24 protein-coding genes and 1 rRNA gene are annotated in these 23,907 nt (G+C 50.5%); 1 reads left to right on the forward strand and 24 read right to left on the reverse strand.

Annotation, left to right across the window (positions count from 1 at the left end; genetic code table 11):
• The 14 genes from KNP85_RS14980 to metG form a co-directional block, all read right to left on the reverse strand.
• Nucleotides 1-1,548: a polysaccharide biosynthesis protein gene (locus KNP85_RS14980; protein WP_214803864.1), complete on the reverse strand. Its 1,548-nt coding sequence runs from the start codon at nt 1,546-1,548 to the stop codon at nt 1-3.
• On the reverse strand, nt 1,532-5,056 hold the full coding sequence (mfd, locus tag KNP85_RS14985; RefSeq protein ID WP_058765142.1) for a transcription-repair coupling factor: 3,525 nt from the start codon (nt 5,054-5,056) through the stop codon (nt 1,532-1,534). The genes KNP85_RS14980 and mfd overlap by 17 nt, the downstream gene beginning before the upstream one ends.
• A gap of 45 nt (nt 5,057-5,101) precedes the next feature.
• Entirely contained in the window at nt 5,102-5,659 is a 558-nt protein-coding gene (gene pth, locus KNP85_RS14990; RefSeq protein WP_058765144.1) for an aminoacyl-tRNA hydrolase, read from the reverse strand.
• 55 nt (nt 5,660-5,714) lie between these two features.
• Nucleotides 5,715-6,671, reverse strand: coding sequence for a ribose-phosphate diphosphokinase (locus tag KNP85_RS14995; RefSeq protein WP_021065746.1), 957 nt, complete (start codon nt 6,669-6,671; stop codon nt 5,715-5,717).
• Nucleotides 6,672-6,716: 45 nt separating this feature from the next.
• The gene (glmU, locus tag KNP85_RS15000; protein WP_021065747.1) at nt 6,717-8,072 is read right to left on the reverse strand and encodes a bifunctional UDP-N-acetylglucosamine diphosphorylase/glucosamine-1-phosphate N-acetyltransferase GlmU; all 1,356 of its coding nucleotides are present in this window, start codon (nt 8,070-8,072) and stop codon (nt 6,717-6,719) included.
• Nucleotides 8,073-8,256: 184 nt separating this feature from the next.
• On the reverse strand, nt 8,257-8,556 hold the full coding sequence (gene spoVG / locus KNP85_RS15005) for a septation regulator SpoVG (protein ID WP_021065748.1): 300 nt from the start codon (nt 8,554-8,556) through the stop codon (nt 8,257-8,259).
• A gap of 135 nt (nt 8,557-8,691) precedes the next feature.
• Nucleotides 8,692-9,516, reverse strand: a complete 825-nt coding sequence (gene purR, locus KNP85_RS15010) for a pur operon repressor (RefSeq protein WP_021065749.1) — start codon at nt 9,514-9,516, stop codon at nt 8,692-8,694.
• Nucleotides 9,517-9,589: 73 nt separating this feature from the next.
• Nucleotides 9,590-10,453: a 4-(cytidine 5'-diphospho)-2-C-methyl-D-erythritol kinase gene (gene ispE / locus KNP85_RS15015; protein WP_034796941.1), complete on the reverse strand. Its 864-nt coding sequence runs from the start codon at nt 10,451-10,453 to the stop codon at nt 9,590-9,592.
• A gap of 100 nt (nt 10,454-10,553) precedes the next feature.
• Complete coding sequence (locus KNP85_RS15020) at nt 10,554-10,790, reverse strand: Veg family protein (RefSeq protein ID WP_021065751.1); 237 nt, start codon at nt 10,788-10,790, stop codon at nt 10,554-10,556.
• A gap of 82 nt (nt 10,791-10,872) precedes the next feature.
• Nucleotides 10,873-11,751, reverse strand: a complete 879-nt coding sequence (gene rsmA, locus KNP85_RS15025) for a 16S rRNA (adenine(1518)-N(6)/adenine(1519)-N(6))-dimethyltransferase RsmA (RefSeq protein WP_058765146.1) — start codon at nt 11,749-11,751, stop codon at nt 10,873-10,875.
• Nucleotides 11,748-12,308: a ribonuclease M5 gene (gene rnmV, locus KNP85_RS15030; protein WP_214803866.1), complete on the reverse strand. Its 561-nt coding sequence runs from the start codon at nt 12,306-12,308 to the stop codon at nt 11,748-11,750. The genes rsmA and rnmV overlap by 4 nt, the downstream gene beginning before the upstream one ends.
• Nucleotides 12,301-13,596, reverse strand: a complete 1,296-nt coding sequence (locus KNP85_RS15035) for a ubiquitin-like domain-containing protein (protein WP_353048946.1) — start codon at nt 13,594-13,596, stop codon at nt 12,301-12,303. The genes rnmV and KNP85_RS15035 overlap by 8 nt, the downstream gene beginning before the upstream one ends.
• Before the next feature lie 14 nt (nt 13,597-13,610).
• Nucleotides 13,611-14,378 (reverse strand): TatD family hydrolase, encoded by a 768-nt coding sequence (locus KNP85_RS15040; protein WP_021065755.1) that lies wholly within the window; start codon nt 14,376-14,378, stop codon nt 13,611-13,613.
• A gap of 53 nt (nt 14,379-14,431) precedes the next feature.
• Nucleotides 14,432-16,393, reverse strand: a complete 1,962-nt coding sequence (metG, locus tag KNP85_RS15045; RefSeq protein WP_021065756.1) for a methionine--tRNA ligase — start codon at nt 16,391-16,393, stop codon at nt 14,432-14,434.
• A gap of 329 nt (nt 16,394-16,722) precedes the next feature.
• On the opposite strand from metG, the gene KNP85_RS15050 reads away from it, so the two are divergent.
• Entirely contained in the window at nt 16,723-17,016 is a 294-nt protein-coding gene (locus KNP85_RS15050) for a transition state genes transcriptional regulator AbrB (protein WP_012727742.1), read from the forward strand.
• A 16-nt stretch (nt 17,017-17,032) separates the two neighbouring features.
• Here KNP85_RS15050 and rsmI read toward each other — a convergent pair whose 3' ends face one another.
• The 10 genes from rsmI to rrf form a co-directional block, all read right to left on the reverse strand.
• Entirely contained in the window at nt 17,033-17,902 is an 870-nt protein-coding gene (rsmI, locus tag KNP85_RS15055; protein WP_021065757.1) for a 16S rRNA (cytidine(1402)-2'-O)-methyltransferase, read from the reverse strand.
• On the reverse strand, nt 17,874-18,152 hold the full coding sequence (locus KNP85_RS15060; protein ID WP_021065758.1) for a GIY-YIG nuclease family protein: 279 nt from the start codon (nt 18,150-18,152) through the stop codon (nt 17,874-17,876). Before KNP85_RS15060 ends, rsmI begins: the two co-directional genes overlap by 29 nt.
• Nucleotides 18,145-18,879, reverse strand: coding sequence for a tRNA1(Val) (adenine(37)-N6)-methyltransferase (locus KNP85_RS15065; protein ID WP_021065759.1), 735 nt, complete (start codon nt 18,877-18,879; stop codon nt 18,145-18,147). Before KNP85_RS15065 ends, KNP85_RS15060 begins: the two co-directional genes overlap by 8 nt.
• Before the next feature lie 65 nt (nt 18,880-18,944).
• Nucleotides 18,945-19,280, reverse strand: coding sequence for a DNA replication initiation control protein YabA (yabA, locus tag KNP85_RS15070; protein ID WP_021065760.1), 336 nt, complete (start codon nt 19,278-19,280; stop codon nt 18,945-18,947).
• A gap of 23 nt (nt 19,281-19,303) precedes the next feature.
• A complete protein-coding gene (locus tag KNP85_RS15075; RefSeq protein ID WP_021065761.1) occupies nt 19,304-20,134 on the reverse strand; it encodes a PSP1 domain-containing protein in 831 nt (276 codons plus the stop codon).
• A gap of 6 nt (nt 20,135-20,140) precedes the next feature.
• Entirely contained in the window at nt 20,141-21,151 is a 1,011-nt protein-coding gene (locus KNP85_RS15080) for a DNA polymerase III subunit delta' (RefSeq protein WP_353048947.1), read from the reverse strand.
• Nucleotides 21,151-21,480 (reverse strand): cyclic-di-AMP receptor, encoded by a 330-nt coding sequence (locus KNP85_RS15085; RefSeq protein WP_029594397.1) that lies wholly within the window; start codon nt 21,478-21,480, stop codon nt 21,151-21,153. The genes KNP85_RS15080 and KNP85_RS15085 overlap by 1 nt, the downstream gene beginning before the upstream one ends.
• Nucleotides 21,480-22,118: a dTMP kinase gene (tmk, locus tag KNP85_RS15090; RefSeq protein WP_029594396.1), complete on the reverse strand. Its 639-nt coding sequence runs from the start codon at nt 22,116-22,118 to the stop codon at nt 21,480-21,482. Before tmk ends, KNP85_RS15085 begins: the two co-directional genes overlap by 1 nt.
• Before the next feature lie 2 nt (nt 22,119-22,120).
• The gene (locus tag KNP85_RS15095; RefSeq protein WP_251136311.1) at nt 22,121-23,542 is read right to left on the reverse strand and encodes an aminotransferase class I/II-fold pyridoxal phosphate-dependent enzyme; all 1,422 of its coding nucleotides are present in this window, start codon (nt 23,540-23,542) and stop codon (nt 22,121-22,123) included.
• An 84-nt stretch (nt 23,543-23,626) separates the two neighbouring features.
• Nucleotides 23,627-23,742: ribosomal RNA gene (rrf, locus tag KNP85_RS15100) — 5S ribosomal RNA — on the reverse strand.
• Nucleotides 23,743-23,907: the final 165 nt, after the last annotated feature.

Genomic DNA, 23,907 nt, shown 5'->3' on the forward strand with positions numbered 1-23,907 from the left:
TCAGTTCTCCTTTTTTTCTAGCAGATTGATGAGACGACCTCCGAACGGAATCATTTCCCATTCTTCTATCGTCAAAATTTGTTCTTTCCATAACCGCCAGACATAAATGCCGGCACCGAGCACGAGCATGAAGACGAGCCAGATGAGGGCATCGAGACGATGCGTCAGGCCATCCAGCGCCATGACGTTCAAGCCGAGCAAGATGACGCCCATCGGCGCCACCGTTTTGACGAGACGTCCATAATGTCGAAACCGGAGCATGCCGAGCGGGATGATTTGATCGAGCCGATTGAAATTGAACGCGGCCATCGCTAAAAAGGCAATCGAGGTCCCGAGGGCAGCCCCGGCGATGCCATAGGAAGGTACGAGCCACAAGTTGCTGCCGAGCTTCACGCAGATGGCGAGAATCATACCGACAGCAGCTGTGCGTTCCCGATCAATCGCCTGTAGACATGTCATGCTCGCCACGGCAAGCGACGCGGCGAACGTACTCGTCGAGAGCAAGACGAGCGCTGTCGTCCCGGCCGCGTTCTCAAATAGCGCGACATTCAACGGGAACATGACACCCATCAAGCCGATTGTGGCCGCAGCGGCGACCGTTGTCGTCACGCGAATCATCGAACTGAGTCCGGAAGAGGTCGCTTCGATACGACCGGCACGATAATGCCGCACCAAGTTCGGGACGTTTGCCATTCCGAGCGCCGTCGTGAAAAGAATCGCGAATTGAACGAGCGGATAGCCTCGGTCAAATACCCCTTTGCCGACTTTCGCCGCATAATCCCCGCCCATCAGATTGACAATCGTGAACGAGTCGACGAGTTGCATCCATAAAATCCCGAGCGAGGCGAAACCGACGGCAAACCCCGTCGTCAGTAAGATTCGAAGGACAGACCGCAACGTCGTGGGTTGTACCGGTACGAGCCGTAACTGCTTCGCCCATAATGACAAGATGACGATGGCGATGACACCTCCGAAGAGCGTCGCCCCATACGCGTATCGACTGAGTGTATAGGCGTCTTGGCCGAAGCGCACGCCAATCAACAAGGCGACGAGTAAGACCGTGACGCGAACGAGGTTCTCGAGCACTTGAGAAATCGCACTCGGCCGCAAGTCATCGACGGCCTGAAACGAACCGCGGAGCACCGCCAAAGCCGGCATGAGTAAATAACTCAGGCTGATGATCCGCAGCGTCGGTGCGAGTTCCATGTCCCCGAGGAGACGGGCGATGACCGGTGCTAGCATCCACATCGTGACGACAAGGATGACGGCTAGACCGAGCAAGGCATAAAAACTGCCCCATAACACTTCGAGCTTTCGTCTCGGTCCATGGGCGCCGACACCGATTTTGGCAATCACGACCGGCATCGCATACATGCCGAGCGAAGCGACGATCGCGGCAAACGGATACACCGTCTGATAGGCATATAGCCCGAAGTCTCCGGCGATATTTTGGTAAGGCACTCGGTAAGCGAAACTGATGAACTTTGAAAGATAGCCCGCGAGCGCAAATAAGACGACGCCGGTCGCAAATTTACTTGGCGACCGCATGCGACAACCTCTTCACGAGCTCCTCAAGCACCGTATCGGCATCGTTCAACAGTTCGACGACCGGCATGCGGCCACTGAGCGACAATTTGAGGGCGCCGTTGTCTTGTCCGACACCGAGTTTCCGACCGAGCGGCATCGTCCATTCCATGAATGACGGTACGTCGAGCGCCGTCGTCGATTCGAGCGACAATACCATCTCGATGCGGCCCGGAGACTGTTTGATGCGCGCCACTTTCGCCATCTCGCCATAGATGCGCAGACGCGTCAGTTGGATGAGGAGCGCGACCGGTTCCGGGAATTCGCCGAACCGTTCAATCAACTCGTCCTGGAGGGCGAACAACGCTTCTGGTGTATCGACATACTTGAAGCGTTTGTACATCTCGATTTTCAATTCGCTGTCCGATAAATAATCGTCCGGAATGTACGCATCCGCTTGGAACGCGATTTCCGGTTTGAAGACGACTTGTTTCGCCTGACCGCGCATCCGGTCTTTCCGTTCTTCGATGGCTTCAGACAACATTTGCGAGTATAAATCGAACCCGACCGAATCAATGAACCCGGACTGTTGGGCCCCGAGCAGATTTCCGGCGCCGCGAATTGATAAGTCGCGCATCGCAATCTTGAACCCGCTCCCGAGCTCCGTGAACTCTTTAATGGCCTGTAGCCGGCTCTCCGCGACCTCGGTCAAACGCTTGTCTTTCCGATACGTGAAGTAGGCGTAGGCGATCCGGTTGGAACGCCCGACACGTCCGCGCAACTGATACAGCTGTGACAGCCCCATCTTGTCCGCATCGTGGACGATGAGTGTGTTCACGTTCGGGATATCGATGCCGGTCTCGATGATCGTCGTCGAGACGAGCACATCCGCTTCCCCTTCTAAGAAACTGATGAGCTGGCTCTCGAGTTCTGTCTCGGTCATCCGACCGTGTGCCGTCGCAATGCGTGCCTCCGGTAACAAAGCGCGAATCTCTTCTGCCTTCCGCTCGATGCCTTCGACGCGGTTGTAGAGGAAGAATGCCTGTCCGCCTCGCGCGAGTTCGCGCTCAAGTGCTTCCCGCAAGACGATACCATCGTATTCCATGACATACGTCTGCACCGGGTAGCGATTCTCCGGCGGTGTCTCGAGTACCGACAAGTCCCGGATGCCGATCATCGACATGTGGAGTGTCCGCGGAATCGGTGTCGCCGTCAGCGTCAAGACGTCGATATTCGTCTTCAACTGCTTGAGCCGTTCCTTGTGCTTGACCCCGAATCGCTGCTCTTCATCAATGATGACGAGACCGAGATCGGCGAACGTCACATCTTTCGACAAGACGCGGTGCGTCCCGACGACGACGTCAATCGTCCCTTCTTTCAAGCCTTTTTTCGTCGCCGCCATCTCGCTTTTCGAGCGAAAGCGGCTCATGACAGAGACGTTGATTGGAAATTCACTGAACCGTTCGAGCATCGTCTCGTAATGTTGTTGCGCCAGCACGGTCGTCGGCACAAGGAACGCGACTTGCTTCCCGGCGAGCACGGCTTTGAACGCGGCTCGAATCGCCACTTCCGTCTTGCCGTAACCGACATCGCCGCAAAGGAGACGGTCCATTGGCCGCGACCGTTCCATGTCCGCTTTGATTTCGGCGATGGAGCGGACTTGGTCTTCTGTCTCTGCGTACGGGAACGAGCTTTCGAACTGGCTCATCTCTTCGTCATCACCTGGGAACGCATAGCCGACGGACGCTTCACGCGCCGCGTACAGCTTGATCAGTTCATCGGCGATGTCTTCCACCGATTTGGCGACTTTCGATTTGACCTTCTTCCACTCGGTTCCGCCGAGTTTGTAAATCTTCGGCTCTTTACCTTCGGCCCCGACATACTTTTGAACGAGATCGATTTGATCGACGGGGACGTACAGCGCATCGTCGCCGGCATAGACGAGATGTAAGTAGTCTTGATGAATGCCGCCGACTTCAATCGTCTTGATGCCTAGGTACTTCCCGATTCCGTGATGGATGTGGACGACATGGTCGTTCGGCTTCAATTCTTGGTAACTTTTAATCCGTTCGGCGTTCGTCAAATTCTTCGTCTGACGTTTCCGCTTCGTGACGCGCTTGAACAGTTCTTCTTCGGAAACGACGACGAGACGGCTCGTCGAGAGTTCAAAGCCGCCTTCGATTTGTCCGATCATGACATGGACGTGACGCGGCAACAGCTCACCGTCCACATTTGTGAACGTGGATGAGATTCCATAATCGTCAAGCAACTCCACCACTTTATCGGCCCGTGTTTGATCCCCTGCCAAGAAGACGATGCGATGGTCACCTTGTTGCCACCGTTCGACTTCTTGTTTCAATAAGTGCATCTGGCCATGAAACGCCGGGAGCGGGCGACAGCTGAGGTGGACCGTGTTCGTCTCCGGAATTCCGGACCGTCGTGACGGCAACAAGGAGAACGCGACTTGCTTCAACGTACGGAATACTTTATGCATCGGGACGGCGAGCGTGTAGTTGCTGACCGATTCCCCTCGTTCGATGAGCGACGAGAACCATTCCGCTTCTTCGCGGTCTTGCACGTCGGCAGCATCTTCAATCCGTGCCACTTCATCTAACATCAACACCGCTTCCGCCCCAACATAATCGAGGAGCGTCGAGCTATACAGGAGCGGTGTGTACTTCCCAACTTTTTCAGGAACCTCGCCTCGACCGAACTGTTCGATGTCCCGGGCGATTCCGTCCTCGAGCGCTTGCCGGATCGTCTCGGTCTCAATGAGCGAAAGCGTCCGCTCATATTGACGTTCGAGTGCTTGTCCGGCCTGCTGCAACTGGTCGCGTGAGGCGATGAACTCGGTGGCGGGTGGGATGACCGCTTCGCCGACGACACCTAGCGAACGCTGCGTCTCGGCATCAAACGTAAAGATGGAATCGACTTCGGTGTCGAACAAATCGATGCGATACGGGCGCGCTGCCGTGAGCGGATAGACGTCTAAAATACTGCCGCGGACGGAGAATTCACCCGGTGCCGTCACGGTGGCCGTCCGTTCATAACCGAGCGTGATGAGCGTCTCGGCGAACGGCTTTAAATCGAGCTCTTGTCCAGGTTTGATGTGATGATGGCTCGTCTGCCAGTCTGACGGGTTCGGGATATAACGGCGCAAGCCACCGAGCGGCACGACAAGGACGCCTCCCGTTTCGTCAAGGAGACGTGTCCGAGCCTCAATCCGAGCGGCAAGCAATTCTGGGCTCGATGTGAGGGATAGTTCGCCAGCGAGCGTCTCATCAATCGGATAAAGCAACGTTTTGCTCGGACCGATGAGCGACTCGAGTTGATCGTACATTTTTTGTGCTTGATACATGTTATGCGTGACGACGACGAGACGTCTTGGCGAATTTTTCGCCAAACCCGCCAATACAAGCGCCTTGGCACTTGTCGTCAATCCGGTGACGAGTTGTCGATCGACTTTTGGCAACCGCTCCCGAATCACGTTCGTCTCAGGTAACGTCACCATGAATTTCTCTAGAGCATTCATTTGTTTTCCTCCACCTCATACGACAAAAAAGGGTACGTTGACCCTTTAGTTATATCGATTCATGAGCGCAATCCATTCAGTATCCACAAAATCGGTTGCGGCGGACACAGCTTGATCGAGCGTATCATTTAATTCTGGCATGTCTTCTTTACGGTAGTTCATAAGCACCCAATCGACCACTTTAATCGGATGCGGCGGACGGCCAATCCCCAGTTTCAGACGTTTAAAGTCTTGTGTGCCTAAATGCTGAATCAACGACTTGATGCCGTTATGTCCGCCGGCACTGCCTTTCGGACGGAACCGCAGTTTTCCTGGGACCATGTCCAAGTCATCATAAATGACGAGCAAGTCGTCAATCTCAATCTTATAATAATCTAAAATCGGACGGACCGACTCGCCTGATAAATTCATATACGTGAGCGGTTTGACGAGGACGACACGTTCTCCATTGATTCTTCCCGTTCCAATCAATGCTTTAAACTTGGCTTCATCGAGTTTGATCCCATGCTTGTCGGCAAGGCGATCAATCGCCAAAAATCCGACGTTGTGACGGGTCATCTCATACTTTTTGCCTGGATTCCCGAGGCCGACGATACATTTCATCTTATTCCTCCTGAACAAAAAAGCCCAAAGGCGAACGCCTTCGGGCCTCGTTTTTTTAATCGAACAGTGTGCTCACCGATTTGTGCTCGTGGACACGCATGATCGCTTCTCCAAGCAAACGGGCAACCGACATCTGCTTGATTTTGCTTGAACATTCGCGACCTTCTAAATCGATCGTGTTCAAAACAACAAGTTCCTTGATTGACGAGTTATCGATCCGTTCCATCGCCGGTCCAGATAACACTGGGTGTGTACACGAGGCGTACACTTCTTTTGCACCAGCTTGGACGATGGCATCGGCCGCGAGCGTGATTGTTCCAGCTGTATCGATGATGTCATCGATCAAGATGGCCGTCTTGCCTTCAACGCTGCCAACGATGTTCATGACTTCAGCCACGTTCGCTTCAGGACGACGCTTGTCGATGATGGCGATTGGAGCCTTCAAGCGTTCGGCAAGCTTACGGGCACGCGTGACGCCACCGTGGTCCGGTGAAACGACGACAATGTCTTTCGCTTTAAATTCATCTGTCTCAAAATACGTCGAGATGAGTGGAACACCTAATAATTGGTCTACTGGGATATTGAAGAAACCTTGGATTTGAGCAGCATGCAAGTCCATCGTGATTAAACGCGTGGCACCTGCAACCGTCAATAAATCAGCGACAAGTTTCGCTGTGATCGGCTCACGTGAGCGCGCCTTGCGGTCTTGGCGAGCGTAACCGTAGTATGGCATGACCACGTTAATCGTCCGAACCGATGCTCGTTTCAACGCATCGATCATGACGAGTAACTCCATGAGCGTTTCGTTCACCGGTGAGCTCGTCGATTGAATGATGTACACATCATCGCCTCGCACGCTCTCCTCGATGTTGATGTAAAGTTCTCCGTCGCTAAACCGCTTCACTTGGCAATCGCTGAGCGGGATGCCAATTTCCTTGGCAATCTCTTCGGCGAGTGGGCGGTTTGAGTTTAAGCTAAATAGGCGAATTTCACGTTCATATACAGTAGACATGTTTAGGATTCTCCTCCATCGTTTTCCATAATAATAGGCAGCAACTTATCGTTTCGTGTAACCTTCTTTATTCGTTTGGCGTTCGCGTGCAATCGCAAGCGCCTCTTCAGGAACGTCATCCGTGATCGTCGAACCGGCTGCTACGATTGAGCCTTTTCCGACTTTCACCGGAGCGATCAAGTTCACATTGCAGCCGACGAATGCATCGGCTTCGACGACCGTTTCGAACTTGTTCTTGCCGTCATAGTTGACCGTGATCGAGCCACAGCCGAGGTTGACGCGTTCCCCGATCGAAGCATCTCCGATATAGCTGAGATGTGATGCTTTCGCACCGTCTCCGAACGTTGATTTTTTGATTTCCACGAAGTTACCGACGCGCGTATTCGCGCCGAGGACTGCTTGTTGACGAAGGTGGGCGAACGGCCCGACCTGTGCTTCAGTTCCGACACGGCTGTCACTTACGACCGATTGACGAACCGTCGCACCGTCTTCGATGACGCTATTGCGGATATCTGAATTTGGACCAATCACGCACTCTGAACCGATAATCGTTTTCCCGAGAATGACCGTCCCTGGATAGATGATCGTATCCGAACCGATGACGGCATCTGGTGAGATGTATGTCGAAGCTGCATCCATGAATGTGACACCTTCACGCATGAGGCGTTCGTTCGTCCGCTTGCGCATGACCGCTTCAGCTTGTGAGAGAGCGACACGATCGTTGACGCCGATCGTTTCATCGAATGTCGGCGCCGTGTGTGCTGCCACGACTTCGCCTGCTTCTTTCGCAATCGAGATGACGTCCGGCAAGTAGTACTCGCCTTGAGCGTTGTTGTTCCCGACTTGCTTCAATGCATCAAACAAGAGCTCATTATCGAACACGTACGTTCCGGTGTTGATTTCACGAATCTCTAGTTCAGTGTCAGACGCATCTTTATGCTCGACGACTTTTGTGACATTTCCGTCTTCCCCGCGGATGACGCGGCCATATCCAGTCGCATCATCAGCAATCGCAGTCAACACGGTCACTTTTGCCTGTTGCGCCTCGTGATGGGCCAACAACGCCTCGAGCGTTTCCGCTGTCAATAGCGGTGTATCGCCGCAAACGACGAGCGTCGCGCCAGGTTTGCCTGCGAGTTCAGCTTCTGCCATCTGTACCGCATGGCCCGTACCGAGCTGTTGTTCTTGGACCGCATACTCCACGCGTGAGCCCAACGTCTCTTGTACCGCTTCAGCCCCATGGCCGACGATGACGATTTGACGACTGACCCCGATTTTGTCGAGTTGATCGACGACGTGTTCGACCATCGGTTTTCCAAGGACCGGATGAAGTACTTTATAAAGCTTCGACTTCATGCGCGTCCCTTTACCTGCTGCCAAAATGACTGCAAAACGATCCATTCTTGATTCGCTCCTATCTCATATCGACTGTAATGTACTCAAATGTTCGGTTTTTTATACATTCAAACCTTATTTACACCGTATCTACTATATCGAAACCATGACGCGGTTTCAACCGTTGTACCTATTCGTAACCAATGAAACGTAAAAAGGCAGCGGAAGGATCCCCATCCGCTGTCAAATATTACTCGTTCATGGCATTATATTGGGCTTGCGTCTCGGCGATGGCGACGTCCTCTTGACCGTACGCCTCTAAAACGGCAGCCTCGACTTTCTGACGCATATCTCCATTAATCGGGTGAGCAATGTCACGGAAAATCCCTTCTGGCGTCCGCTTGCTCGGCATCGCTACGAACAGACCGGTACTCCCTTCAATGATTCGAAGGTCGTGTACCACAAATTCGTGGTCGAGTGTAATGGAGGCCAGTGCCTTCATTCTACCTTCCGTCGCGACTTTGCGAATTTTTACGTCTGTGATCTGCATGTTTCGCATCCCCTTTTCATCGTTGTCTGGACCGTGGTGTACTTTCTAAAAGGCTGAGATGATTCCAAGCGAACCGATTGACTTCGTACGAATCTTATACCCTTTCATCATAAAACGAAATCAATTTTTTGCCAATCACTTTAAGAACTGTTCGACGTTTCCACGCGAAATCGTGACGAGACCTTCATCCGAGTCGACGTTCGTCAATTTCATTAAACTGACGTATTCGCTCACCATTTTCTTCTCGGCGCCTTCTGCTTCCATAAGTACGCCGACACCGGCAAGGTTCGCTTCGAACTCGTTCAAGAGACTCATCATTCCGCGAATCGTTCCGCCAGCTTTCATGAAATCGTCAATCAACAGCACGTTCGCGCCACGTGGCAAACTGCGACGCGCGAGCGCCATCGTGCGAATCGCCTTCGACGAACCGGAGACGTAGTTGATACTCACGGTCGAACCTTCGGTGACACGACTATCGGACCGAACGATGACAAACGGTACCCCGAGTTGCTCGGCTACAGCGTAGGCGAGCGGAATCCCTTTCGTCGCAATCGTCATGACGACATCGACTTTCCGATCAGCGAACACCGAGGCGAAGACTTGGCCCATCGGCTTCACTTGACGCGGGTTACCGAGGACGTCTGTCAAATAGAGATAACCTCCTGGGAGCAACCGTTCTGGCTTCGACAACTGTTCACATAGCCCGTCGATCATCGAGAGCGACTTGTCTTTGCTCCACCCTGGGATGAACATGACGCCACCGGCCGCTCCTGGCACCGTGACCAGTTTACCCGTGCCATCGTGGGCCAACATTTCACTGACAATGACCAAATCTTCACTGATGGATGACTTGGCTGCTTTATAACGGCTCGAAAACATCGATAACGAGACGAGCTGGTGCGGATGGTCCAGCAAATAACGGGTCATATCAACGAGACGACCACTTCTACGAATTTTCATACGGATTCCCCTTCACTTCTTCAATAATAGACGAATGTTCTAAACAGAATATATCATTCTCATTCGTCTTTGTTCAATGTTTTTTGCCGAGAATCCGAACGACGAACACTTCAGGACAAAATCCTTTCAGCCCGTTATAGACACGATGTGCTTTTTGTTCATGCTCAATTAGTGCGAATACGGTCGGACCACTTCCACTCATGAGCACCCCATCCGCTCCGCAGTGGAGCATCGTTTCTTTGATTTGGCGAACTTCCGGATGAAGTTCGAGCGTGACCGCCTCAAGGGCATTGCCTAAGTTTGAACAGATACCATCAAAATCACGATCACGAATCGCCGTGACCATAGCCTCGGTGTTTGGATGCACAATCTTCTCCATCTCTACCGCGCGATAGACGTCGGCCGTCGATACCCCGATTTTCGGTTTCGCCAAGACGACGTAACACGGTGGCGGTGACGGGATTGTCTCTAACTGTTCACCGCGTCCGCGCGCGATGGCTGTTCCCCCCATGACACAAAACGATACGTCCGATCCGACGGCGGCCCCAAGTTCGGCCAACTCTTCTAACGACAGGCCGAGGTCGAACAGGTCGTTCATACCTCGAAGCGTCGCGGCAGCGTCACTCGATCCGCCAGCTAGCCCTGCCGCGACCGGAATCTGCTTATCCAATACGATTTCGACACCTTGCTTGATGCCAAATCGCTTCCGCAACAACTCGGCTGCACGATACGCCAAGTTCCGGTGGTCATTCGGCACATAGGCATGTTCAGATTGAATCCGAATCTCGTCTGTATCAAGGACGGTCAATTCCAGTCGATCCGATAAATCCACTGTCGTCATTACCATTTCTACTTCATGATAGCCATCTGCCCGCTTCCCAAGGACGTCAAGCGTCAAATTGATTTTTGCCGGCGCTTTCACACTGATCGTGCGCATATCGTTCACCCTTCCCATGTATCTCCTGTTCGCCATTGTACCGTAAACGAGCGCACAAAAAAAGAAGCAGCTGCCAATGCATCCGCCTCTCATTTATCGTTCAATTGCTGAATTCAATTTTAACTGTATCCGTTAGGACATCAGCGTAGCTATATGAGACACGTTCCACGTTATGATGGTCTTCATCCAATTTGACGACGAACACCGCGGGATACGTCTCAACGAGCGTTCCAAACCGAGTAACGACTTTCTTACGACCGCCGTTTGCTTTCAACGTCAATCGTTCTCCAACATGCGATTCGAGTTTCTGTCTGATTTCTTGCAACGTCTTTGGCATACGCTTCACCTCACTGTTACAAGTATAACACATTCAGAAATGAAAATAAAGATTAATATTATATCGATTCGCTATCCGGTCGTCAACTGTTTTTAAGTGGTAAAATTGTGTCCGCTAACCGTGCAAACTCTTCAAGCGAAAGCGTTTCGCCTCGCCGTTTTGGATCGATTTCAGCCTCACCCAGGAGACGTTCGATTTCCATTTTTTTATCTTTGCCCAGGTGATTCGTCAAGTTATTCAAAATCGTTTTCCGACGTTGCGCGAAACTGGCACGGGCAATCTCAAAGAAGAAGGCTTCATCCTTCACGTCGACCGCCGGTTTGGGGCGCATCTTCAACGTGATGACCGCTGAATCGACGTTCGGCGCCGGCATGAACACACTTTTCGGGACGATAAAGCTCACGTTCGCCTCTGCGTAATACTGAATTGCAATCGAGAGAGAGCCGTATGCTTTCGTCCCAGGCTTCGCTCCGATCCGCTCGGCAACTTCTTTTTGAATCATCATGACGAGTGAACGGAACTTGATTTGGCTTTCCAGTAAACGCATGATGATTGGCGTCGTCACGTAATACGGCAAGTTCGCCACGACCGAGATGTCTTCGATACCTTGACTGAAAAACTCACGCTCGACGATGGCTTGAATATCGAGCTCGAGCGCATCGCCGTGGATGACATGCACGTGTGGATAAGGAGACATCGTGTCTTCCAAAATCGGAAGCAGACGTTGGTCGATTTCGAGGGCGACGACCTTTTTAGCCCGCTTGGCAGACTGTTCCGTCAATGACCCGATACCGGGACCGATTTCGAGTACCCCGCTCGCCTCTCCTAGCTCCGCGGCGTCCACGATTTTATTCAAAATATTTAAATCGATTAAAAAGTTCTGCCCAAGCGACTTTTTAAACGAGAAGCCGTGACGTTCTAGAATTGATTTCGTGCGTTGAATTGTGGCGATGTCTTTCAATGATTTTCCTCCTCTAACTGAGCCAGTGCTCGTTCCCATTCTTCAATCGTGACCCGTAACGCTTCCACACGTTTCACAAACTGTTTCGCGTTCGGTTCACCAATGCGAAGTAACACCCCGAGCCGTTTGCGCCGCTGCGCCGCGTCTGGTCCGCCAATCAAATCGGCCTCGAGCACCATCTGACGGGTGACGAGCGGCATGTCCGTCTCAACCCGCTGTTCATACAACGCTTCGAGCACACGGCGAATCGTCGCTGGAGAAGCATGCTCGACCCCGATTTTACCGCGCTTGTCTTTCGCTTCGGCTCGAGGGAGATAGGCATGCTTGCACCCTTTGACTTGCTCCTCGACGATGGCCCGGATCCGGTCACCCGGATAATCCGGGTCCGTCAAAATAATCACGCCTCGTGTCTCTTGGGCACGTTTGATTCGCTCGATTGTTTGCTTCGAAACAGCCGATCCGTTCGTTTCAATCGTATCGACGTCATATACTTCCTGTAGCCGCGTCGTGTCGTCTCGACCTTCGACGACAATCACTTCTTGTATCTTTTCACGCATCATCGGTTCCTTCTTTCTCTTCTTGCTTCGGGATGACCCAAATCGTGAGTGGCTGACGCCCAAACGTCACCGCCTCTTCTTTTGAGTCCATCATCACATCGATTTTATTGCCTTTGATGGCACTGCCTGTGTCTAAGGCAATCGCCATGCCAAACCCTTCGACGTAAACGCGTGTGCCGAGTGGGATGATGGCTGGATCGACCGCGATGATTCGCATGCCTTCATACAGAATCGTGTCCGTCACATCATAACCGCTGCGCGTCAGTACCCTGCCGTCAAACGTGATTGTATCTTCTGCATTGTTCGTATACGCCGTCGCCTCGACGAGAAGCTGTTTCGCAGAGGTGAAATCTAAGACATCCTCGGCTCGAGGCGTCTCTTCGATTTTAATCTCTGCTTCCTCTCGAAACGGGCTCGACGGTTCGGTCGTTGCCGTCTCCTCTTGTTCTTGCTCGGTCTCTTGGTTCGTTTCTGGTTCAACTACGACCTTCGTTCCAAATTTTATGATTTGAGGGCGTACGGTTCGCAGCGTTTCCACGCTCGTTTCGGTCCGATTTGTAATTGTACCATTTTCCACTGTCAGTGCATACCGCGTCCGTTCGAGTCCAGGGACACCGACTTGAACAACCTCGGTTTCTCCGAGCGCAAGCGTGTCGTCCTCTTCTCTGACGATTTCAAATGGGATGAGTCGATTTTCATACTGCACGACGTCTCGACTCACATTGACCGTGATTGTCATCCCGTCTCGCACTGGTGTCGCCAGAGCCGGTTCGACAGTATCCTTGTCAGAAACCGTCACATTCGCCTCCTGTAGCGCCTGCTCGACAGTTTGAGCCATCGTATGAACCGTCTTCGCCTCATCGCCGACAATGACATCGAGTGCGACGACAGGCTGATACCGGATGGTCATACCCGATGTAATCGGGGTACGGACGCCCGGGTACACATCGTCCCCGTCACGGACACTCACTCCATAACGAAGCAACACGTCTTCGACAGTCCGTTCACGCGTCTCAATCGTTTCGATTTGTCCGTAACCAATTTGTAGCGAGACGGTACGGGCCCGCTCAATCTGAATAACTCGGTCGAGCGGGATATCCGCACTCAAAGCCGGCGTCACGACGTCTGACTCGTCAACGACAATCCCCGTCTCTTCAAGCACATCTAACACCGATTCGCCCCGACTCTCATGCACCATCGTCACTCCGTCATCGATGATGGTGATAGGTTCTGGTTGCATCGCCATATAGGCGAACACAGCGGTGGCCACGACGCCGACGCTTAACACGATCCGTCTGAACATCATGGGAGACGGAACAGGCGCTTCGCATTAGCGGTCGTCGCCTCAGCAAGTGCGTCGTAAGACATGTCACGTAGCGATGCAATCTCTTCGGCGACATACGTGACGTAAGCCGGTTCGTTCCGCTTGCCACGGAACGGCGTCGGCGTTAAATACGGACAGTCTGTCTCTACGAGGAGTCGATCGAGCGGGACTTGTTGTGCCACCGCTTTTGGTACTTTCGCATTCTTGAACGTCACCGGTCCCCCAAGAGAAATATAGAAGTTCAAACGCAGACAGCGCTCCAACAGTTCGACGGACATGCTGTAACTATGGAACACACCCCCGACCTCTTCGGCGTGTTCTTCCTCTAAAATATCGAGCACGTCGGCGGTCGCTTCCCGATTGTGAATCACGATCGGCATATTCGTCCGTTTCGCGATGGCGATTTGTTGCCGGAACACGTGCTGTTGGACATCTTTAGGTGATTTGTCCCAATGATAGTCGAGCCCGATCTCCCCGAGCGCCATTACTTTCGGATGATCCATCAATGTCTCGATTCTTGCCAAATCGGCCTCCGTGCAATCGACGGCGTCGACTGGGTGCCAGCCGACGATCGCGTAAATGTCTTCATACGTTTCCGCGAGCTCGATGGCACGCGTGATGGTCGGATTGTCGAACCCGACGACGAGCATCGGGGAAACGCCCGCAGCACGAGCTCGTTCAATCGTCGCTTCGACGTCTTCATTGAACTGTTCTGCATTGATATGTGTGTGTGTATCAATCAACATGATGGTTCCTCCTTGTATAGACAAAGAGGGAGACCGAAGTCTCCCCCAAACGATTATTTGACGATGGCCCCGTTCGGCATATTCTCAGATACGGTCGCAAGTTCAAGCTTGCCGTCTTTATCCGCCGCTAAAATCATCCCTTGTGACAATTCGCCACGCAGTTTGACCGGCTTCAAGTTGGCGACAACGATGACTTTCTTGCCAACCAAGTCTTCCGGCGCATACCATTCCGCGATACCCGAGACGATTTGACGCGTCTCCCCGCCAAGGTCGACTTGAAGTTTCAACAACTTCTTCGCCTTCTTGATTTTATCGGCTTCGATGATTTGACCGACACGGAACTCGACTTGGTCAAAGACGTCAATCGTGATTTCTGGACGCACGTCCTCATCTTCGACGTCGCCCGCTTCCGCTTCGACTTCTTCGACACGAGCTTGCGACGCTTGACGCATCATCTCTTGAATCGCATCGACTTCTTCTTTGACGTCACGACGCGGGAAAATCGGTGTCCCGTCTGTGACGACGGCTCCATCGAACGCCGCGAACGTATCGAGCGCTTCCCATGACATATCTTCTCCTTCGAGACCAAGCTGACGGAACATCTCTTTCGGCGCCCGTGTCATGAACGGTTGAATCATGACCGCGACGTGACGGAGCACGCCGGCGAGGTGAGTCATCACCGACGCCAGTTCGTCTCGTTTCGTTTCATCCTTCGCAAGGACCCACGGTTGTGTCTCATCAATGTATTTATTGGCACGGCTAACGAGTTGCCAGATGCTTGTGAGCGCCACCGAAAACTCCATGTGTTCCATAGCCGCTTCCGTCTTCGCTGTCGTCTCGTTGACGACTTGAAGCAATGAGGCATCGAATTCCGTCACATTGCCCGCGTACGCCGGAATGTTCCCATCAAAATACTTCTTAATCATGGCCACGGTCCGGTTGAGCAGGTTCCCGAGGTCGTTCGCAAGATCAAAGTTCAAGCGATCAACGAATGCTTCCGGTGTGAACGTGCCGTCTGCCCCGAATGGAACTTCACGAAGAAGATAGTAGCGGAGCGAGTCGAGTCCGTATCGGTCGATCAGTGGAATCGGGTCGACCACGTTGCCTTTTGATTTCGACATTTTGCCGTCTTTCATGAGCAACCAACCATGTGCGAAAACTTGTTTCGGTAACGGGAGGTCAAGCGCCATGAGCAACGCTGGCCAAATGATTGTATGGAACCGGACGATCTCTTTTCCGACCAAATGGACGTCGGCTGGCCAATAGCGGTTGAACAACTCGTCGTTGTCCGACCCGTAGCCGAGGGCAGAGATATAGTTCGTAAGGGCATCGACCCATACGTATACGACATGCTTCGGGTTCGATGGGACTTGTACACCCCAGTCAAACGTCGTCCGTGAGACAGCCAAGTCTTGAAGACCCGGCTTCAAGAAGTTGTTGATCATCTCCGTTTTGCGCGATTCTGGCAAGATGAAGTCAGGGTGCGACTCGAAGTACTCGATCAAACGATCCGCATACTTGCTGAGACGGAAGAAGTAACACTCTTCGCGTACGAGTTCGACTGGGTGGCCGCTGTCCGGGCTCTTCCCGTCGATGAGCTGAGACTCCGTATAATACGTCTCATCAGGAATCGAGTACCAACCTTCATACTCTCCGAGATAAATATCATCATTTTTAAGAAGCGTCTCGAACACATGCTCGACGACAGCTTTGTGGCGTGCGTCTGTTGTACGGATGTAGTCATCATATGAGATTTCGAGACGGTCCCATAACACTTTGATGTCTTTGACAACTTCATCCACGAACGCTTGCGGTGTCACACCGGCTTCTTTCGCTTTTTCTTGAATTTTTTGACCGTGTTCATCCGTCCCAGTCAAATAACGAACGTCAAAACCTTTCAAACGCTTATAGCGCGCGATCGCATCGCCGGCCACCGTCGTATAAGCGTGACCGATGTGTAGTTTGGCACTCGGATAGTAAATCGGAGTCGTAATATAAAAAGTAGGCTTCGCCATTGTATGTTCTCCATCCTTTCGACATTTGCAATTTCCATTATACACGGTTCGACAAAAGAATTTCCAAACCAATTGTTTGGAATTTTTTTGTTGTTATCTCATAAAATATGTTCCAAAAAAACCCTTTCTTTGTTTCAGGTCCTAACTTTCGGGGAATTTTAGGTATATATCGCTCCTACATCGTCATTTTTCGAAAATGTAGATTTCCAATAGTAAGCAGTTGACTACAATTGGAAAGTTTAGTATGCTTTTTGCTGTAGTAACATTGTCGAATTTTGACGACTCATGTCACCAAGAGATTTCGACACCATTGGAGGAGGAAACACAAAATGAAATCTACAGGTATCGTACGGAAAGTTGATGAGCTCGGTCGTGTCGTCATTCCAATCGAATTGCGCCGCACACTCGGGATCGCTGAGAAAGATGCACTTGAAATCTACGTCGACAACGATCAAATCGTGTTGAAAAAATACAAACCGAACATGACTTGCCAAGTGACGGGCGAAGTATCGGATGACAACTTCAAGTTGGCTGACGGTAAATTGATCCTTTCACCAGAAGGCGCACAACGCGTTCTCGTCGAGTTGAAAAACATGCTCGAAAACTACTATAGCGAAGAGTAAGCAAGGGATTCCTTGCTTACTCTTTTTTGTCGACTTGATGATACGCGTCATACACTTCACTCCGTGACAGACCCCGCTCTTTAGCGGCTTGTTTAATGGCAGCGTTCGGTTTTAAGCCATCTTCAATGTAACGGTCGACGTGCTCGAGGGGCGATAGTGCCTCCCACCAATCGTGTGTCGGTGCCGCTTCCGTCGATCCTTCCACCATGACGACGAATTCGCCGCGTACTTCGCCTTCGCACCAGACCAACGCTTCTTCTACCGTCCCTCGTAAAAACTCTTCAAACGTTTTCGTCAACTCTCGTCCGAGAACGAGTTGCCGGTTGCCGAACACGTCTTGAATCCCGGTCAGCATCTCTTTTAACCGATGTGGCGCTTCATAAAAAATGATAGTGCCCGGTTCATATTGTAAGGATGACAACACATCGAGGCGCTCTTTCTTTTTACGGGGCAAGAATCCATAATACAAAAACCGCTCGGTCGCAAGACCAGAGGCGACAAGAGCCGTCAATGCTGCGTTCGCTCCAGGGAGTACGACGACGGGGAGCCTCGCTTGAATGGCCAACCTCACGAGGTCACTCCCAGGGTCTGAGATACCCGGCATGCCAGCGTCTGAGACCACGGCGACCGACTTGCCCGCCTCGATATCTTCGATTAAGCGAGGTCCACTCACGTGCTTATTATGCTCATGGTAGCTGACCAGTTTCGTCTCAATGCCGAAATGGCGACAGAGTTTCATCGTTTGGCGCGTGTCTTCAGCCGCAATCAAATCGACTTCTCCTAAAATTCGAACCGCCCGATACGTCATGTCTTCTAAATTTCCAATCGGCGTCGGCACAACATAGAGCGTGGGCCCATCAGTCTGGTAACTTTTCTGTGAGTTCATTACTCGTTCCCTCCATCAATTGCTGTTTTTGAGCCCGCGTGAGTTGTTTGATGGACCATTCGTACTGCATGGCTTCACGTTTGGTCGCAAACGACCTGACATATCGCAACGTCACCGGGAGACGAGCCCGTGTATATTTCGCACCTTTTCCGTTGTTATGCACTTCCATCCGCTTATCCACATCCGTCGTATATCCGGTATAGTACGTGCCATCGTTGCACTCGAGAATATAGGCAAAGTGCTTACGCATCGAGGATTGCCCGCATGTCGCTCGTATACGTGTCATCTTCCTCATAAACGATAAACGGAGGTAAGATTGTGAGCCCTGCTTTTCCATCTTTCGACCCCTCTATTAACAATGTGTTCGCGTCTCGACCTTGCTTCGGATAAACGAGTTGCATTCGCTTTGGTTCAATCCGATACGCCCGCATGAGCGTCAGAATGTCGAGTAATCGTTCTGGACGATGGACGAAGGCCACTTTCCCACCCGGTTTGACGAGTTGACTGGCTGAACGAATACAATCTTCTAGAGTGCAAAGGACTTCATGGCGTGCAATCGTATGATGTTCATTTTGATTGCGTAACGATGTCTCGTTCGCCAAAAAATAAGGGGGATTGCACGTGACAACATCGTAACGGGCATGTCCTAATCGACTTGCAGCGGTTTTCACGTCCCCTTCAACGATGTGGAGCCTCTCGTCCAACTCATTGATGGCAATGCTACGATTGGCCATGTCGACGAGGCGAGGCTGGATTTCAACACCCGTGACCGTCCCTTTCGTTCGATATGATAAAAAGAGCGGAATCGCCCCCGTGCCGGCGCACAAATCGACGAGCTTCCCTTTTTGAATCGGCACCCATACAAATTCGGCGAGTAATACGGCATCCAATGAAAATGAAAAAACGTCATCACTTTGAATGATCTTGCCGGGACGCCCTAACAAATCATCAAGACGTTCACCTTGTTTAACAGTCACGCCATTTCCCTCCTACATAACGTACAAAGGCGACGGACGGGAATACCCCCGTCTATCGCCCCTTATTAATGTTTATTTAGCATCGACATGCAGAAGAGACAGTCTCCGTCTTTTCTGACTTGTCCATAGTGCAAATTACAAATGTGAAATCCTTCTTGGTATAACGCCGCCAGATTGTTCTGTCCTTTTCCGGACAACGCAATTTGGGGATCCCCGTCAGGCGTCTCGACTTCTGCAAGTTGCTCCACTTTTTCACGCAAATGATGGTTTTCGAGATACATGTGTTGGTTTTCTTCGAGCAAATAGGCGAGTTGCTCTTTGAGCACCCCTAAATGCTCCGTCAACAATTGCATTTGTTGCTCGATCGCATCGACCCGCATCATGACTTCCTTTTTATCCATTCTTTCCACTGCTCAGCACCCCATCACTGTTTCGACGGTTTTCGTTTGACTGCACCGACCTCGACGAGCTCGTCGATTGTATACGTCACAACACGGGTCCGATCATTCAACTCGACTTGAATCAATTGATCCAAGATATTGAGACCGATGACACGTCCGTCACCTTCTGGAATTTTGATTCGTTTTCCGACGTCTGGTAAATCCCGCTTCAATTCTTCATACGTATCATTCTCGTATTTCAGACAGCACATGAGACGACCACACACACCGGAGATTTTATTCGGATTCAAGGATAAGTTCTGATCCTTGGCCATCTTAATCGATACCGGCTCAAATTCCCCTAAAAACGAGGAGCAACACAACACACGACCACAAGGCCCGATTCCGCTCAGCAGTTTCGCTTCGTCCCGAACTCCAATTTGACGGAGTTCGATCCGGGTGCGAAACACACTTGCTAAATCTTTGACGAGTTCCCGAAAATCAACGCGCCCCTCTGCCGTGAAATAAAAGATGACTTTATTACGATCAAATGTATACTCAACATCTACTAACTTCATTTCAAGTCGATGTTCACGAATTTTTTCTTCACAGACGGCGTGAGCGTCAAATGCTGCCAATCGATTGTCTTGAACGATTTCGGCATCTTTTTGATCGGCGACACGAAGGATTGTCTTTAACGGCAATACTACTTCGTCTTCACCCAGTTGCTTACCAACTTGGACGACTTCACCGTATTCGATGCCTCGTACCGTCTCTACGATGACATGGTCTCCACGTTCAAGCGTTGCTTCGCCTGGTGAAAAGTAATAGATTTTTCCCGCTTCTTTAAAACGGACTCCGACTACTTCAAGCACGCTCTCCTATCCTTTCTGCAAATCGAACGTTAACCGTTCGAACGTTAATTGAGGATTGACGTTTGCCTCAAGCCGTCGAATCGCCTCATGGACAGATTCAATAGCATGGACGATTTTATGAACCGGACGATCTTTTACAAACGCGGTATATAGCGCTTGTTCTTTCGTAAACAACTCCGGAACATAGTCTGTTCGCACTTTGAAGTGGAGCGCTTGCTCCAACCAATTTCCGAACAGCTCGAGACCGACTCGCAATTCATTCCGCCCTTTAAAATGACCGAGCCATTTTTCTTGGGCGAATAAAAGCAATTCTTGCGGGCGTTTTGTCAACACTTCAACTAATTGTACCACTAGCCCATACGCCTGTACAAACCAGTCGTTGTGAAGTGCCTCACGGGCGTCTTCGAATTTTGGATATGTCTCTAAAGCAAGACGTGCTAAATCGCTCGTACATTGCACGTCTGCGACCAACGTTTCCACAAGTCGTTCTCGATCAATCGGTCGAAACACTAAATGCTGAGCCCGCGAGCGAATGGTTGGTAATAAGAGTTGCGGCTGGGTCGTGACCAAGATGGCCAGTTTCCCAATGCCCGGTTCTTCGAAAAATTTTAAGAGACTGTTGGCCGCCTGAGGTGTCATTTTATGCGCTTGATGAATGACATATATTTGACGGTCCCCTTCTGCTCCACGTAGCGACAAGTCGCTCAACAATTGTTGAACTTGTTCTTTTTTGATACTGGCCCCATCCGGTTCCACTTCCATATAGTCGACGAGGTTCCCCGAATCCATCCGTCTACAGTTTCGACAACTGCCACACGGCTCTACTCCGTCAGGCGACTCGCAAAAAAGGGATTTTGCAAACAGTTGCGCCGTCTCAATTAAATAAGGTTCATAATCTCCTGAGAAAATATAGGCGTGACCCACCTTTTGAGCGACAATCGAATTTTCAATCACTTTGGCGATAACCGTTTGAGATTTCGCTAACTCTTGAAAGCTCATATTCGTGACCGTTCCCATTAAAACTGATGGAATCCTTCAATCGGCAAGACGAACACAGTCGCTCCGCCAACTTGTACTTCTACCGGATACGGAATATATGAATCAGCATGACCGCCCATCGGTGAAATCGGCGTGATCATTTGATCTCGGCTCGAGCAATTCGATTTGATTAGCGCGAGCAAATCGTCTAACCGTTCTTTTGGTACACCAATCATGAACGTTGTGTTACCTTCTTTCAAAAAGCCTCCCGTTGTGGCTAATTTTGTTGCGCGGAAGTCCTCTTCGATTAAAGCATCTGACAACCGAGCACTGTCCTTATCATGTACAATCGCGATTACCATCTTCATCATTGCGTCACTCCTCTTTCATTTAATCGTTCTAACGTAATATCTAACACTTCATCTTGAATCATTTCAATTGTAGCGTTCGCATCGATACGAACCATCCGATCCGGATGTTGTTCTAATATTTTTTTGAACCCATCGTATACGCGTTGATGGAAAGACTCATCTCGGCTCTCGATACGGTCTAATTGACCTCGATCTTTCATGCGACGGCTCGCTTGATCAGGGGTCAAATCAAAGAGGAAAGTCAAATCGGGTTTAATCCCGGCCGTTGCCCACTCGTTCAGTGATAGAATTTGATTCAAATCATATTGGAGTCCATATCCTTGATAGGCAATCGAGGCATCGACAAATCGATCACACACAACAATCGCCCCTCGTTTAAGAGCAGGTCGAATCACTTGATCGATGTTTTGGGCACGGGACGCGGCATACAGCATCATCTCGACGCGTGGAGTCATTTCATCATGTTCTGGTGATAATAAGACCTCTCGAATACTGTTTCCGACTTTGGTCCCTCCTGGTTCTCGAGTGACGACTACTTCGTATCCTTTTTCAGTCAATGAACGAACTAACAATTGCAACTGCGTGGTTTTCCCCGAACCGTCGGGACCTTCTACAGTAATAAACATACCTTTCACGATTAAAACTCCTCTACGATAACATCAATTTGTTTCATCATAACATGCCTACTCGCTTGCAGGTTCCGTCCTAGTGAAATCCATTCATTCAATACTCTAATTTTCTCGTGTGTGATGACTTCTCCTCTTAGTATCCACGGAATTCCTGGTGGATAAGGGATAACAGTTTCTGCAGCGACGGCTCCTATTGCTTGTTCAAATGATTTGCGAATGATATCTGCATCATCTGAAATAGCATTCAACACCGAAACACGTTCTGTCATCGGGTAAGGATAGATTGTTTCATCTTCGACAATGAGCGGGACATGTTGTGATGCATTTTTAATCAGTTTTACCCAATGTTGAATCTCTTGGCTTTTTAATTCCCTTAACGGCAGGCAGAATAACACATGATCTTCTGCAGCTAGTTCCGTATCAATACCGATTGACGCCAAATGTTGACTAAAGATGAGACCATTTTTCGGATATGTCAGCACGGTCATTTTGGTAAAATCATCGCCCACTTTGATTGAAAAGCCAGCTCGTCTCATTTCCATGATGAATGCGAAATGACTTTTTTGAATATGTGTCCAATCTCGTTCACTCAAATTTTCGAGATACTCTCTAGCGTAATCGAGTGAAGCCATAATCAAATAAGACGGACTAGACGTTTGAAAAGAAGAGAGTGCATGAAATAAACGTTTCTCATTAATCTCTTCCTTATAGTGGACCCAAGCACCCATCGTGAGCGCTGGAAGGGTTTTATGAGCAGACTGGACAACGGCGCTAGCTCCTTCGAAAATAGCGGATCGCTTTGGAAATGTAGGATGAATCAAATGAGCGCCATGTGCTTCATCAACTAAGAGAGGAATATGCAACGGACGCAAATAAGCACTGATCTCCGGGATGTTTGCCATATCTCCGTAATAAGTAGGAGATGTCAGTAGGAGGGCCTTCCCACCTGGGTACTGCGTGACAGCATCTTGAATTGTTTCTAATGCGACGACAGTCGGTAAACTGCTCCCCCTATCTAATTCAGGAGTGAGTAAAATGGGTTCTAAACCGAGCCACTCAATGGCGTTCCACACGGATTTGTGGGAATTACGTTGTACATATACTCGTTCTCCCCGTTTCACAGTTGCTGCCAACAGACTCCAGTTTCCCGCCGTTGACCCATTCACTAACCATTTACTTTTACTTTGATAAAGAGATCCTAGTGCCCTCTCTCCTTCTAGAATAATACCTTCAGCATGGTGTAAATCATCCAAGTGTCCGAGTTCTGTTAAATCGTATGGCATTATTTTTTGGAATACAGTCGGAAGTTTCTCATCTCTTACTGTTCCATTGTGATGACCAGGTACATGAAAAGAGACACGATCTTCGCGTACATGTTGCTCCAATGTTTCCATAAATGTGAAAGGATTATGTTTAGGTTTTCGAGTCATATAGGCAACCTTCCTATCCGAAATAGATGCGACTTATATACAAAAAGAGACGATCAAGCGGATGCTTGATCGTCTTTCGCGTTGGCCTGGCAACGTCCTATCCTCACAGGGGGAGACCCCCAACTACTTTCGGCGCTGAAGCGCTTAACTTCCGTGTTCGGCATGGGAACGGGTGTGGCCGCTTCGCTATCGCCACCAGACAAAAGAATATTAACATCGCCCCAAGGGCGTGTCAATCCATTTCAGGGTTGTTCCCTGAAAACTGAAGACTCATCAATTCACACAAACCATTAGACTAGATCAAAGCCTCGACCGATTAGTATCATTCAGCTCCACACGTCGCCGTGCTTCCACCCATGACCTAT

This window comes from Exiguobacterium sp. s194 (assembly GCF_018618275.1).
Classification (GTDB): domain Bacteria; phylum Bacillota; class Bacilli; order Exiguobacteriales; family Exiguobacteriaceae; genus Exiguobacterium; species Exiguobacterium chiriqhucha.